The 13,808-nt window shown below is 37.9% G+C and carries 15 protein-coding genes and 1 tRNA gene; 11 read left to right on the forward strand and 5 right to left on the reverse strand.

Annotated features, from left to right (window positions below):
* Nucleotides 1–28: 28 nt before the first annotated feature.
* Both CK510_RS01945 and CK510_RS01950 read left to right on the forward strand, forming a co-directional pair.
* Nucleotides 29–1,003 (forward strand): hypothetical protein, encoded by a 975-nt coding sequence (locus CK510_RS01945; RefSeq protein WP_095720080.1) that lies wholly within the window; start codon nt 29–31, stop codon nt 1,001–1,003.
* 46 nt (nt 1,004–1,049) lie between these two features.
* On the forward strand, nt 1,050–1,727 hold the full coding sequence (locus tag CK510_RS01950) for a hypothetical protein (RefSeq protein WP_095720081.1): 678 nt from the start codon (nt 1,050–1,052) through the stop codon (nt 1,725–1,727).
* Between the two features lie 161 nt (nt 1,728–1,888).
* Here the strand turns inward: CK510_RS01950 and CK510_RS01955 are convergent, their stop codons facing one another.
* Nucleotides 1,889–2,218, reverse strand: coding sequence for a hypothetical protein (locus CK510_RS01955; protein WP_095720082.1), 330 nt, complete (start codon nt 2,216–2,218; stop codon nt 1,889–1,891).
* Between the two features lie 170 nt (nt 2,219–2,388).
* Here CK510_RS01955 and CK510_RS01960 point away from each other — a divergent pair, with 170 nt between their 5' ends.
* The gene (locus CK510_RS01960) at nt 2,389–3,597 is read left to right on the forward strand and encodes a murein hydrolase activator EnvC family protein (protein WP_095720083.1); all 1,209 of its coding nucleotides are present in this window, start codon (nt 2,389–2,391) and stop codon (nt 3,595–3,597) included.
* A 56-nt stretch (nt 3,598–3,653) separates the two neighbouring features.
* Nucleotides 3,654–3,726, forward strand: a tRNA-Arg gene (locus CK510_RS01965).
* A gap of 156 nt (nt 3,727–3,882) precedes the next feature.
* Here the strand turns inward: CK510_RS01965 and CK510_RS01970 are convergent.
* The gene (locus CK510_RS01970) at nt 3,883–4,599 is read right to left on the reverse strand and encodes a phosphatase PAP2 family protein (protein ID WP_095720084.1); all 717 of its coding nucleotides are present in this window, start codon (nt 4,597–4,599) and stop codon (nt 3,883–3,885) included.
* Between the two features lie 243 nt (nt 4,600–4,842).
* On the opposite strand from CK510_RS01970, the gene CK510_RS01975 reads away from it, so the two are divergent.
* The gene (locus CK510_RS01975) at nt 4,843–5,463 is read left to right on the forward strand and encodes a hypothetical protein (RefSeq protein WP_095720085.1); all 621 of its coding nucleotides are present in this window, start codon (nt 4,843–4,845) and stop codon (nt 5,461–5,463) included.
* A gap of 24 nt (nt 5,464–5,487) precedes the next feature.
* Nucleotides 5,488–5,790, forward strand: a complete 303-nt coding sequence (locus CK510_RS01980) for a rhodanese-like domain-containing protein (protein WP_095720086.1) — start codon at nt 5,488–5,490, stop codon at nt 5,788–5,790.
* Nucleotides 5,791–5,917: 127 nt separating this feature from the next.
* Here CK510_RS01980 and CK510_RS01990 read toward each other — a convergent pair whose 3' ends face one another.
* Together CK510_RS01990 and CK510_RS01995 are read right to left on the reverse strand one after the other, a co-directional pair.
* The gene (locus CK510_RS01990) at nt 5,918–6,652 is read right to left on the reverse strand and encodes a DUF547 domain-containing protein (protein ID WP_095720087.1); all 735 of its coding nucleotides are present in this window, start codon (nt 6,650–6,652) and stop codon (nt 5,918–5,920) included.
* 24 nt (nt 6,653–6,676) lie between these two features.
* Nucleotides 6,677–6,901: a response regulator gene (locus CK510_RS01995; RefSeq protein ID WP_245911808.1), complete on the reverse strand. Its 225-nt coding sequence runs from the start codon at nt 6,899–6,901 to the stop codon at nt 6,677–6,679.
* Between the two features lie 365 nt (nt 6,902–7,266).
* On the opposite strand from CK510_RS01995, the gene CK510_RS02000 reads away from it, so the two are divergent.
* Nucleotides 7,267–7,764: a molybdenum cofactor biosynthesis protein MoaE gene (locus CK510_RS02000; RefSeq protein WP_095720089.1), complete on the forward strand. Its 498-nt coding sequence runs from the start codon at nt 7,267–7,269 to the stop codon at nt 7,762–7,764.
* Nucleotides 7,765–7,885: 121 nt separating this feature from the next.
* Nucleotides 7,886–8,077: a DUF2949 domain-containing protein gene (locus CK510_RS02005; protein WP_095720090.1), complete on the forward strand. Its 192-nt coding sequence runs from the start codon at nt 7,886–7,888 to the stop codon at nt 8,075–8,077.
* Nucleotides 8,078–8,171: 94 nt separating this feature from the next.
* Here CK510_RS02005 and CK510_RS02010 read toward each other — a convergent pair whose 3' ends face one another.
* Nucleotides 8,172–9,116: an alpha/beta fold hydrolase gene (locus CK510_RS02010; protein ID WP_095720091.1), complete on the reverse strand. Its 945-nt coding sequence runs from the start codon at nt 9,114–9,116 to the stop codon at nt 8,172–8,174.
* 401 nt (nt 9,117–9,517) lie between these two features.
* On the opposite strand from CK510_RS02010, the gene CK510_RS02015 reads away from it, so the two are divergent.
* From CK510_RS02015 to CK510_RS02025, 3 genes are all read left to right on the forward strand, one after another.
* The gene (locus tag CK510_RS02015) at nt 9,518–10,561 is read left to right on the forward strand and encodes a hypothetical protein (protein WP_211293062.1); all 1,044 of its coding nucleotides are present in this window, start codon (nt 9,518–9,520) and stop codon (nt 10,559–10,561) included.
* A gap of 167 nt (nt 10,562–10,728) precedes the next feature.
* Nucleotides 10,729–11,595: a carboxylating nicotinate-nucleotide diphosphorylase gene (gene nadC, locus CK510_RS02020; RefSeq protein ID WP_095720093.1), complete on the forward strand. Its 867-nt coding sequence runs from the start codon at nt 10,729–10,731 to the stop codon at nt 11,593–11,595.
* A gap of 211 nt (nt 11,596–11,806) precedes the next feature.
* Complete coding sequence (locus tag CK510_RS02025; RefSeq protein WP_095720094.1) at nt 11,807–13,582, forward strand: alkaline phosphatase; 1,776 nt, start codon at nt 11,807–11,809, stop codon at nt 13,580–13,582.
* Nucleotides 13,583–13,808: the final 226 nt, after the last annotated feature.

Here is a 13,808-nt window from a genome sequence, read left to right on the forward strand (position 1 = left end):
ACTATAAAAAACATTTGAAAGCTGTAAGGTGAATAATTTGCTGCAAATTTACTTTGGCTTGAGAGTAACCATAGCAGCTAGCCTGTTATTTTCCACCGTTATTTTTTTTGGTTCCTCTGCTGCTTATAGCTTAACAGCAGAAAATTCTGATTTTGCTTCTAAAACTGAAGAATTACTGACCGAGGAAAGTAGCACAATTACTCTGGACAGAGAACCTCAGATAGTATCACAAGTTACTTCTACTGAAGTTACTGGTGATACTTTTGGTGATATTAACAAATTACGTCAAGACCTTTTAATCGATCCTATTGTTACAGAAGCAGCATCTCGAAAATCTGCTCCTGGTTCTAGTGCTGGTACTCCTACAGCTTATGGAGCGAGTCAAGGACAAGCTTATGTTGGTGCTGGGTTATATGTACCCCTAGATAAAGGTAGAAGCGATGGCTCTTTGTCTATTGGTGTTGGTGCTGGAGACCCAATTAAATCAGTAGGGATAGAAGTCAGCGCAGATATTACCAGTATTGGCACCCAAGACTTTGGTGATAGCGGACAAATTGGTCTGAAAATTCATAAGTCTTTTGAAGATGGTGCTGCGATCGCACTTGGTTGGTCTAACGCAATTAAATGGGGAGATGCCAATACCAATGCGAAAGACTCTATCTATGGGGTAGTTACTAAAGCTTTTGAACTTCAACCAAATGCCAATAACAAACTACCTTTAACTGTGTCTTTGGGTGTCGGTAGTGGTAATTTCCGCAGTGAAGGTGATATCAGAACTAATCAGCAAAACGTTGTTAATGTCTTCGGCAGCTTAGGTTTACGAGTTATCCCTGAAGCCTCTATAGTTACTAGTTGGACTGGAAATACCTTAAATGCGGGTGCTTCTTTGGCTCCTTTCAAAACAATTCCTGTGGTCATCAATGCTGTTTTCACCGATTTAACTAATACTTTTGATAATGGGATTGGTTTCTCTTTGAGTAGTGGTTATAGTTTCCAGTTCTAAGTTCTAAGTTGTCAGTTTTCTGAGAATTATATTTGAGGCATAAGTAATGAACAAACAAAAACTGACCCTAGGTTTTGGTCTGATGACGGTGTTATTATCTGGTTTGGTAGCTACTGCACCAGTATTTGCAGGTTCTGGAGCAGCCAAAGGAACTGGTACGGGTTCTGGTAGTTTTATCGGAACTCCAATTGTACCAGGTTCTAATCTGTCGGTTGGTAGAAACGGTATAATTATCGCTCCACCAGGAATTCAGCTTCAGGTAAATAATATTGCCAGAGGGATAATTGCCCGTCAAGCCCCGATTAATTCGCCCCTAAATATCATTATTATTATTCTCAGGGGTGGTACTAGTGCGAATACACCAGCAACTCAAGTACAGACTGCTCTCGTGAATGTGAGAGTTTCCCCAGCTTTAGCACAGGCTCTAATTAAATCCTTAACTGCAATGTTCGGTTCCAAAGTAAGTGCTACGTCAGGTGTTGCTGTTGCTCAATTAGAAGTGTCACCACTGGTAGCTAGCAATAAAGGTTTGGCAGTTTCTAAGATTGCTCAGGGTGGGGAAAAAGCAGATGTTAATATTAGTCAGTTGAATGCTTCTATTAATGCTTACAACCAAATTATTCTCGAAAGTAGCCCGGAAACTCTCCGAGAACTGGCTAAGAATGAAGAATTTGTCGCAATTGGTAGTGTTCTTAAAGAATTAAGACAAGCTCTGAATAAATAAGATGTGGAGACGCGCTTGTTTCTCGCGTCTCTAGCAACTTTTTCGATAATATCATGCCGCTTATAGAACCTGAATTGAACTCGCGCAGAGACGCAGAGACGCAAAGAAGAAGTAAAAAAAGTGTTGTGCTAATGTACTTGACATAATGCAGTAATTAATATTTAATTGCTGCTTCTTTTTTTATCTTGCTTAAAGCCAAAATCTTCTTCCTTCATTGTGGCAACCCCGTGAATTCCAATAGCCGCGATCGCAGCTCCAATAAATCCCCAAGTCCCGTCGGTGAAGGCATTTACCCGATGTGCTAAACTGCGATGATAAGCTAAATCTAACTGCCGTGTAGTGCCTTCTCCGTTACGTGCAAGCCGAGCAATGTAGTCTTCGGTTCTTTCTAAAGCGTTATAATCTATGTCGAACGAATAAAGTGATGAACCCATGACGATTAAACCGGGTATCACTAATCCAATTAAAAGAATACTTCTGCCGCCACTCATTACGACCTCACAAGGGTGATGATATATGCAATCAATGCTGACATAGGCGAATTTTGGCGTTAGTATCTGACAAACAATTGACTAAATTGCGAACTGATGGTAGCGAACGGTTTTTTTTGGGAATAATACTTTTGTCGTTTGCAGTGTCTAGCTGTGGTGAGTCTAACAGCATGAGAGCCGTTTATTTGAAAAAGAAGCAATTTTTTTTAGGATTTGTTTTTGTCATCAGTTGCATTATTTGTATTTTTGTCGCATCCGAACCCGTGCGATCGCGAACAGCAGAAGTTAAATCTGTACCTGTCGAAACCTTGAAACAACAACAGCAGCAACTCCAACAGCAACATCAAGAAGTCGTCAAAGAGCGGACAAAATTGACCAATTTACAAAATGTTGCTGAAGACAGACTCAACAACCTCCAACAAAATCTGCAAACCACAAATTCCCAAATTCAAGACAGCGAAAACCGTCTTCAGTTAGCAACACAAAGTCTCCAGCAACTCCAAGCTGAATTAGCAACTGCCGAAAACTCCTTCCTAGATAGACAAAACGCTACAACCGCTAGGTTACGATTTTTACAGCGATCGCCCAATCATCAAGGATGGGCTGTATTGTTGCAAAGCGGCAGTATTAGCGATTTTCTCAGTCGCCGCAGACACTTAAGGATGGTGTATCAAGCAGACCAAAGTATATTAGGAAAACTTACGGAAGCGGCAAATCAGATTATCCAGCAAAAAACCAATGTCGAGCAAGTTAAAAATGAAATTAGCTTGATTCGGCAGCAACTACTCGCCCAAAAATCCGACTATCAAGCCCAGTCTACATCCCAGGGGGAATTAATTCAAAGATTAAATAGCGATCGCATTGCCCTTGCCGCAGCCGAAAATCAATTACAACAGGATTCCCAAGCAATAGGTAATCTAATTCAGCAAAAAATAACTGAAGCTAAAGCCAGAGAAACTGCAGCTAAAGCCCTTGGTAAACGTTTTTTGGAAGGTACTGGTATATTTGGATTCCCCAGCGATGCACCCATCAGCAGTCCTTTTGGTTGGAGAATGCACCCTGTTCTGGGATATCGCCGACTTCATACTGGTATGGATTTTGCGGGTGCTTACGGTAGTGTTATCCGTGCTGCCGACTCTGGAACTGTAATATTTGCGGGTTGGTATGGTGGTTATGGGAATGCGGTCATCATTAGTCACGGTAAAAATATTACCACTCTCTACGGTCATAGTAGCCAATTATACGTATTGGAAGGGCAATCAGTACAACGAGGGCAGCCAATAGCGGCAGTTGGTTCCACAGGGTTATCTACTGGTCCTCACTTGCATTTTGAAGTGCGTCGAGATGGTACACCAATTGACCCAGCAGGGTTTTTGTAAGTTGGGTATTACCCTTTTTCCTAAAAGCTGCTATAATCATTGGGTCTATGAGATAAGGGCGTGTAGCTCAGTGGATAGAGCGTCAGGTTCCGGTCCTGTAGGTCGGGGGTTCGAGTCCCTCCACGCTCATAGATATTTTACAAAATATATATTAAGACAATTTGTCAGTGATGATGAGTTGTCTTTTAACTTTTCTACCAATAATTGCGATAAGCGGCGAAATTTCGCGAGCTTAATGCCTCTGGTATATCGCATATCAAAATAATCGTTCTTGGTTTTCCCATCTCATATTCTCGCGCTTCTTCCGCTTGTCATCTCTCCTTGTTTCAATCTTTGCAGTTTGAGTATTATAATACATATCATCAACCACAAAAAACCAACACCATAACCAGCAATTATATCTGTGAGCCAGTGAACTCCTAAATATAACCGACTTATGCCGATTGCTCCAATTAAAATAACTGCTAAAGTATAAATAATTGGAGAATATTTAGGATAAAAAGTTGTTAATAAAAAAGTAATAAAACCATATAAAATCACAGAACCAATTGCATGACCGCTAGGGAAACTATAAGATGTTTCAACAATTAGCTGTTTCCAAAGTTGTGGACGGGGTTTAGAGAAAAATAATTTCAATCCTGTATTTAAAATTAATCCACCCAAACAATTTAATATAAATACCATTATTTCTAATCTATAATTTCGCCACCAAAGAATTGCTAAAGTAACACCTGCCACTATTATTACTGTAGTTGGGTCGCCAATTTGAGTAATAAATAACATTAACTTATCGAGGGTGGGATTGGCAAATTGATGTAGCCACAATAAAAAAGTTTTATCAAATACAAAAGCCTCTTTTTCTAAAACTTCTTCAGCAAGTTTGGCGACGATAAATAAAATAAGTAGAGAAATTCCTAATCCACCAATACCAAGTACAGCGATTAAAGTAATTAACCGAGGATGTATGTGATGTAACCAAAAGTAGGAAATTTTCCTGAGCATAGTTAATTTTCCTGAGCATAGTTAATTTCGATCTATACTAATAATAGTAGGTTTTAAATTGATTAAATGGTCAATTCCCCATGTGAAATTTTACTTTATAGAGGCAAATCACGAACCGACAGGTAAGTACTAAGTCCTTCCGACACATAGCTACATTTACACATCTACTACGTTGAAAAATATTCTCTAATCAATCAATATTTATAAATAAAGCTATAGTACAAGTAATAAATCTAAAATCCTATGACTACTAATTTCACATCAATATCTAATTGTAATTTTACAACTGAGTTGACACAAGCTGTAAATGCATATCGAGAAAACTCAAAAAATAAACCTGACGTAAATCAAGTAGTTGAGGCACTTATTCAAGCAGAAAAAACAGCAAAACAACAACGACTAACATATCCATTGACATCACTTGTTGGAAAATGGCAATTGTGTTTTGCAACGGGTACTCGTAAAGTACAGAATCGTGGTGGAATTATTTTGGGAAAAGGGTTCTATATACCGAAATTCACTCCAGCTTATATTTCATTTACCGTTTCAGAAGATACTCAAAATCAAGGAGAAATTACTAATCAGATTAAATTAGGTTTATTGTCACTAAAATTATCAGGATTATCTCAATATATAGAAAAGAAAAATCTTCTAGGTTTTGATTTTCACCAAATGGAAATTACTCTATCTAAGCTGAGATTGTATAATGGCAAACTTCCCGGTAGCAAAACTCAAGCAAGTAATTTTTATGATGCATCAATTGGAAAGTTACCTTTCTTTGCATTCTTTTTAGTCAACGAAGATTTTATCGCTGCTAGGGGTAGAGGTGGTGGTTTAGCTCTTTGGGTAAAAGATAAGAACTAAAAAGTTGAAATAGTTCTAATTAATATGCGAGATATTCTATTTAAAATCATTAATATTCTCATCAAACTTAAGTTTCCTAAAGTTCAACAAATTAGCATTCAAGAGTTAGCTGAATGGTTAGCAAATACAAATACAAATCAAAAAATAGAACCTCTACACTTACTTGATGTCAGAACTCAAGAAGAATATACAGTTAGTCATCTCCAAAATGCAGAAAGAGTAGATTTTAATAAGTCTGATTGGGTAAACAGATTATCTATTTCTCTTGATACAGCAATTGTTGTCTATTGTTCGATAGGATATCGTAGCGAGGTAAAATACGGTTAGTTAATCGTATCGTTACTAGTTGCGATCGCCGTGTTGCTCATTGGGGTGTTTGGAAAGCTACTGCCATTTATTTGTACATTGGAATTTTATGGGGAATTGGTGTTGATGCTAATTATTTGAAGCAATTTTATGAAGATATTCGTTGATTGAGATTCCAGTCGTAATCTAAATATTTTACAGATGTTGATGGATTAATTGCTAGGTCTTTGTCTAAGTAGTAGCGAATATATTCAGGTATTGATGGTGCGGTTTTTAAGAAGTCTGAGCGATACCATTTAAAAATTTTACTACAATAGAGAATATTACTTTTTTCATCGTAACTCACTTTTTCTGGGTTATTGATAAAACGACGTGTATCATCATCTAATTGCTGTTGGACTAGTTGTGGAAAATAAGCAGTATTACGTAATAAAGGACAACCAATCGAAGCACAAACAATCGCAAAATGAATTCGTGAGTCTTGTAGCTGTTCTCGAAGAATCTTATTTTCGATTCCAGATAAACTATAATATTTGCCACCAATTAGATAAATTCGACGTTGAAAAAAACTCAGAAATCCCAACCAATTGGGAATTCCTAAAATCCTTGGAAGAATAGATTTAATTGGATAGTATTCTAAAATTGTCGTAATGGTAAAAGCATTATATAGGTTAATCCAAAAAGCTAGTTTTTCGGAAATATTAGTACTGGGATGAATGATATTAATATCTGGTTGAGCAATACTCAAAAGCCAATCAGCAAGAATTGTCGGTTGTTCCTGTTTCCATGCAAAATAATTAACCTGTCCTTTTTCATCAACATATTGCCTTAGCAACTCATTCCACAGAGTAAAATCAATTACATTCCCAATGACTTTATCCATAGTTCACTCAACTTATTCGGATTATTAATTAATATTATTTATCATTTTATGTAGTATTTCTAATAATTTTTGCGATGTATATGGTTTGGGTAAAAAAGCTGTTAGATTCGATTCTTTGCTGATGGGAAATTGTTCATTAGTTAAAAGTCCACTAACTGCAATTACTGGTACTAATGGATTAATTCTGTGGATAGCATTAATTGCTGTGGAACCATCCATATTTGGCATCATCATTACTAGGAATATCACTTAATCAAACAAATAATTCCGTATTTAAATCCCACATTTCGCACTTCATTATGTAATACGTAATGATTACAAAATCTGAGTAGTTTTACGAACGCTTGGATTGAACAAATCAAGTATTTATATTGAAATCAAACGCAAGCCTACCCCAAATTTTCGTACTACTAGGTATACTACAAGTTGACGTGCGGAATGTGGGTTAAATATACCTGCAATTACTTGATATATAAAAATAGCGTAACTTTTGGTTAAGCATGTTGGATTTTCCAATGATGAAATCTATCCTGCGAAAATTAAGAAGCATCACATCAATGCTAATTCTAGGGGAAAATAGATTTTAGTATCGAAACCAATCCACAGTAAACTCAATGAATGCAGATGTTACATCTACTTTGACTTCCCTAGCAAAGCCTCACATTAACGATAGTTTTGCCATTCATTTTGCACCATTATCTTTGACAGATATCTACGCTCAAGCTGATGATCCTAGCAATGGAGCAGTGGTGGTAATGAGTGGCACGGTTCGCAATCAAACCGACGGAAAAGCGGTTATTTGTCTAGAATATCAGGCTTATGAACCAATGGCTTTGCAAGTGTTTTACCAGATAGCTGCGGATATTCGCCAAAAATGGTCAGATGTTAACCGTATAGTTATTTATCACCGAATTGGACGTTTGCAAATCGGTGAAATTAGCGTTTTAGTCGCTGTTGGTTGTCCCCATCGTGCGGAAGCATTTGCTGCTTGTCAATATGCCATAGATAGGCTAAAACATCAAGCACCAATTTGGAAAAAAGAACATTGGCAAGATGGTTCTAGTACTTGGGTTTCGATTGGTGCTTGCGAACAATCGGGAGAAGATTGTTAATTTCTTTAAATAGAGAAAATTACATCAAAATAATTCTTAACTGAGCAACATTGTTATCCTCACAAATTCCTCAAATTTGATGTGTAATCTCTAGGTTTGCTAGAAACCAGGGTTAACAATAATGTACAAACTAAACTTTGTTAAATTTATCCGTTTTTTAGAAGCCGATTTAGCAATCCCGACGAAAAATTTACTGTTGGCATTACGACATTCAGAGCAAACCCCAAATCTACTACCAATGATTCTTTGGCAGTATGGGTTCGTGACAATTAGCGAGTTAGACCAAATTTTTGATTGGTTAACATCACCGTAGAGACGTTCCGGTGGAACGTCTATATTTTTCTATATTTCCATATTTCCATATTTCCATATTAGAACGTCTCTACTCTAATATCGAAAACATCAAATTAATTTTCCGACATTAACAAAACCCATTCCTTTAAAAGTGGATTGACTTGGTTGGGAACTTCATCATGGGGACAATGACCAGCTTTGAGAAAATGCTCGGTTAACTGAGGATAATATTTGCGGAATTGTTTTGAACGTTCCGATGCATTCATCCACGGGTCAGCTTCCCCCCATAATAATAGCAAAGGACAAGTTAATTGCTTCAACAATATATCAACTTTTTCCCCTTGAGGTTTACTAGCAAATAGGGAAGCAAAAACATCAAATGCACCTTCATCACAGGATGGACGATGAATATCTACAATTAATTGTTCTGTAATTGCGCTTTTATCTAAATATACTTTTTCCAGGGTTTGTCTAATTACCCAATGTTGACGCATATATTGAAATAAGAGAAACTGCGCTAAAGGCTGTTTAAAAATCCATTTGACGACATCACCCAATAATTTCTGTAATTGTTCGGTTTGCTTAGGTGGTTGAATCTCACTTTGGATTCCTTCCGGTTCAGCAGTCGAGTCAATTTCGCTAAATGGTCCAGCACTGTTTAATAATACCAATCCCGCAGCAGCATCAGGACATTGGGAAGCTAAACACAAACTTGCATAACCACCAAGGGAATTACCTGCCAATACAGCCTTCTCACCAATCACTTCGGTGATAAAATCATGAAGTTGGTCACGCCAGAGATTTCCACCGTACTCTATTTTTGGCTTCTGCGATCGCCCATAACCCAATAGGTCAATTGCATAGACTTCAAAGTCTGACGACAACCCGGAAATATTTTTGCGCCAGTGGTCGGTAGATGCCCCAAAGCCATGTACTAATAGTAGTGCTGGACGGTTTGGGTGTTTTTCTCCAGCTTTGACGTAGTGGACGTTATACCCTCGCCATTGCCAATATTGACCGGGTACTGAGGTTGTGGGATAAGCTGTAGCTGTTTGCATAGGTTATAAAAAAAATTAATGCAAAGAATTATTAAGTCTCTTTTAATAATTCTAGGATAAGTGTTGGTAAGGTAGCACATTGGCTGAGTGCGGGTTTCCTCCTTTTGAAGGAATATGGATAAATAAGGAATTAACCGCCAAGACGCAGAGTACGCCAAGAAGAGAAGAAGGAAGAAAGAATTTTATCGGTTATCTATGATTGTTTCTGTACGTAAGTAAAACAGAATCATCATTAATAAAAGTTTGAATTAAGTTAGGTGTTAGTACTGGAATAAGCTAACAGATTCTAGGCTAAGTTTATAATTATTAAATATACAGTTTTAATACACGATAAATAATCAAAACGAAATTACAGAATACCCGAAATAATAGCTCACTGGCGAATTATTACAATTGTAAATATGAACATGAATATGAATGCACTACCAAAAACCTACTTAAAGCCAAAATATAACTTACATCAAACTAATTCTAGTCACACAAACTCGAAAACTAAAATTCTGAATATAGAAGAATGTAAATCAGTAAATTTTGGTCAGGTGGCACTCGATGAACAACAATCCGCAATTTTAGCATTAATGAATCGTCAAATTATTCTGCTTTGTCGTTCGTTACCAGCTTCATTACAAGATTCAGCAGTTATTGTAATTCAGCGCTATTATACCGGGTTTAAAATCTCTAATTTACTAACTTTTTTTACTAAATTTTACGCTCCTAGTTGGTCATTAATCCACTGGATGCAGCAAGCAAAGCCAGTTCTACAAGCATCTGAACTTGAAAATGCATTTTCTGCTCAAGCAATGGCTTATTTTGTGCATATGCTTGACGATCGTCTTGCTAATGGTCAAATTCCCACTAGTCATCTGCTATTGCATCTGCGTTCTTCCGCTTGGGTAAAATTTCATTATGCTGCTATAGATTTAACAAAAAATATTGTAAATAGTGAGGAATTAGTCGAGGAATTAATTGATAATTATTTCAGTGGAATTCATGAACCCGCAGAAGTTGACAGTATCAATTCTTATTGCAATCTATTTTGTAAGCAATTCAGTACTACTTTAGTTATTCCCATCCTTGTTGCTAAAAATACTGGGTTTGATACTGCATTAGTTCGTCAAGCGTATGAATCATTTGGTATTGCTTGGCGACTTTTGGATGATTTACGTAGCTGTAGAGATGATGCTTTTGCGGGAGAATTATCGGCAATTTATTATCTTCTTCCTGTAGAAGAACGTCAACTTTGGTTAGATTGTCAAGGTGAAGATGAGGAATCAAATTATTGGCAAAAACTCCAATCTTATTTGGAACAACAAGGTATTTTGCGGAAGTTAATTTCCCATATCTGTACATCTCTAAAGGAAGCTCAAAAAAATGCAGATTTAGCTGGATTAGATGGTTATGCGAACCAATTCCAGCAGTTGGCTATGCCACTCAGGGAAATGTAATATTACTTGTTGGGATGTATAATATCCCCGAATTTTTATATCCGGGGATATAAAATAAAAAGCAAAAATTAAAATTAGTGCTTAACATGAGAAATGTTCTGAATTGATAGTAAGAAAGCACATTCTTAATTACAATATTAACTGTCTCGGCTTTTTTCCCACTAACCATGAAAAATTTGACTGCTGTTCTACCTCCATTCGTGATTTTGGATCCTTTACTGCAAAGCTGGTTATTAGAAGATATTGGCAGGGGCGATCGCACTACTCAAAGTTTGTTTGCAATGGATTCTACTGAGGGGCAAGCGGAATGGATTGTCAAAGCATCGGGGGTTATAGTCGGTTTACCTGTTGCAGCGAGGGTATTTCATCTTTTGAATGAAAAAGTCGGTTTTGTACCCTTTGCTGTGGAAGGACAATATTGCGATCGCGGTTTGGTGATTGCTAGAATGCATGGTTCGATGGATGCACTATTAATGGGGGAACGGGTAGCACTAAATTTGGTGATGCGCTTGAGTGGGATTGCGACTTTAACTCGTCAGTATGCTGAAAAAATTGCCGATTTACCTGTGAAGTTGGTGGATACTAGGAAAACAACTCCGGGATTGCGGATTTTGGAGAAGTACGCAAGTTTGTTAGGTGGTGCTATTAATCACCGCATGGGTTTAGATGATGCTGTCATGCTCAAGGATAATCATATTGCTGCTGCGGGGGGAATTAGAAGTGCGATCGCATCTGTTAGAGAACACATTCCCTATCCTCTCAATATTGAAGTCGAAACGGAGTCTTTAGACCAGGTGAAGGAGGCTTTATTACATAAGGCTGACATCATTATGTTGGATAATATGCCTTTGGAAATGATGCGAAAAGCAGTGCAGATGATACGTCAACAAGATAGTCGAATCAAAATTGAAGCTTCGGGAAATATTACTTTGGATACGATTCGCACTGTTGCCGAAACTGGTGTTGATTATATTTCGAGTAGTGCCCCAATTACTCAGTCTAAGTGGTTAGATTTGAGCATGAAAATGAAATAAATTCTCCTTTCATTTTCAGGGCAAACGGTTACTTGCCCTCATTTATATTGCATCTAAGCGAAAAATTCTATGTGTAGCTGGGAGATTATATTTTCTGGAAGTCCCTTATCCTCACTAGACTTAGGTAGAAGAAGGGTGAGTTTCACCGAATAGTACCGACGATGAAATGAGATTGTGTGGTAATTTTGATTTTGGAAATCACCTTAGAACAATGATTTTATTACGTCGAAAACCGCAAAGATTTCTAGCTTTGGGATTATGCATCACATTACTATTCTTTGGCTGTATACCAACAACTAAACAGCAAGTAATCCCCGGTAATGGCATTAATGTTATTTTAGCGATTGGTGATGGGATGGGATGGGAGATGACTCGTGCAGGTGCGATCGCAAATGGTAATCCCATGTACGCAAGTGGTCAAGGTCAAGGTTTAAATTTTCAAAAGTTAACTGGATACACCCTTGCATCAACCTACGGGACAATTATCACAGGTAGCGATGGGAAATTATCTGCGGTTAACTCGGCACTGGATGGTTCCAATCCGGCAACTGGGAAAAGCTCTGTATTGAAGGGATTTAATTTTAATCCGGCTTTCAATAATGGGGATTCTGGAAATCTTGTTGGTTATGACATTGCCCGTGGTGGAGCTAATCCTTGGACACAGGGTAACGACAAAGAATATATTAAACAAAATCCTCCCGACTCTGCAAATACAGCGACAGAACTGTACACAGGGGTGAAAACTTACAATAATGCAATGGGGGTGGATATCTACGAACAACGACAAACAACCATCTTAGAACAAGCAGCACGCCATAGTAAATCCACAGGATTAGTTACATCAGTCCCAATTAACCATGCTACCCCAGGTGCGGCAGCATCCTTCGTAAATCGCCGTAACAAGTTTAGCAATCCTAGCCCAGATTTAGATAATATTCTCCAACAAACCCTAACTATATTTAAACCTACAGTTTTACTGGGTGGTGGTCATCCCCTGGATACGGAAAATAGTAATGCGGTGGGGGGATGGTATAACTGGAATTACATCGATAAATTTACCTATTACGAACTCACAACCAAGCCCAAATCTAATTCCTATGGTTACACCTTTTTAGAGCGGGGTAAAAATGCAGCTAAAACCTTACTGGAAACTGCTGCAACAATTGACCCGAATAAAGGGGAAAAATTGTTAGGAATATATGGCGCTCGCGGGCAAAATGGTAATCTACCTTTTAGTACGGCGAATGGTGACTATAGTAGTACGGGTTTGAATGGTTCTTCGTTATTCTCCACAACCGACGAAAACAATCAGGTTCCCTTACCAGATAAAGTACGTCCCCTCAATTCGGGTGAAACTGATGCCAAATTTATCAAAAAAGAAATTAATGAAAACCCTACCCTTGCAGATTTAACCCAAGCTGCATTAACTGTTTTATCCAAAGATAAAGATGGTTTTTGGTTGATGGTGGAAGGAGGGGATATTGATTGGGCTGCCCACGATGATAATATGGATAACTTAATTGGAGCGGTCAAAGATTTCGACAAAGCTGTGGGAACCATAATTAACTGGATTGGTAAAAATGGTGGTTGGGAGAAAAATTTGCTGATTGTCACCGCAGATCATGACCACTATTTGACCCTAAACCCCAATTTCCCCAAGTTGCTAGCAGAATTTGGTGCGGAAAAGTTGACTTACGAAAAGCATAAACCCGAAGAAGCAGGTCATTTTTGGGGTAGCGATGCCAAAATTAAATACGGTTGGGGAAGTCATAGTAATCATTTAGTACCAGTTTACTACCAAGGAGGTCCCGTCAAGCTCGATAAATACGTAGGTAAAGAAATTACTTTTGTGGATCATCACCCTGGAGGGAATGCTGAGACATATAATGTTCCTGGGGTTGCTAGTGCGGTAGACCAGACTCATATCTATCAATTAATGCTGGAAACAATTAATGCACCTGCGGCAAAGCCTAAGGAATCTAAATGAAATAAAATACAACTCTGTAATTATGTAGATTGATGTTGGGTTACGCACTCGCTGACAACATTACTTGTCATAACACGGGGGTAGACGCGCTTCTTCGGCTTCTGTAAGTACCCCTGCAAAACAGTGACTCCCCAACAAAGAATTGTATATTAATAAATTCTCGTTCTTTAGCACGTGCGATCGCGAAACAAATATTTGCGGATGAGACCAAAATTAAATTTCAAGT

This window comes from Brunnivagina elsteri CCALA 953 (genome assembly GCF_002289455.1).
In the GTDB taxonomy this organism is placed as follows: Bacteria; Cyanobacteriota; Cyanobacteriia; order Cyanobacteriales; family Nostocaceae; genus Brunnivagina; species Brunnivagina elsteri.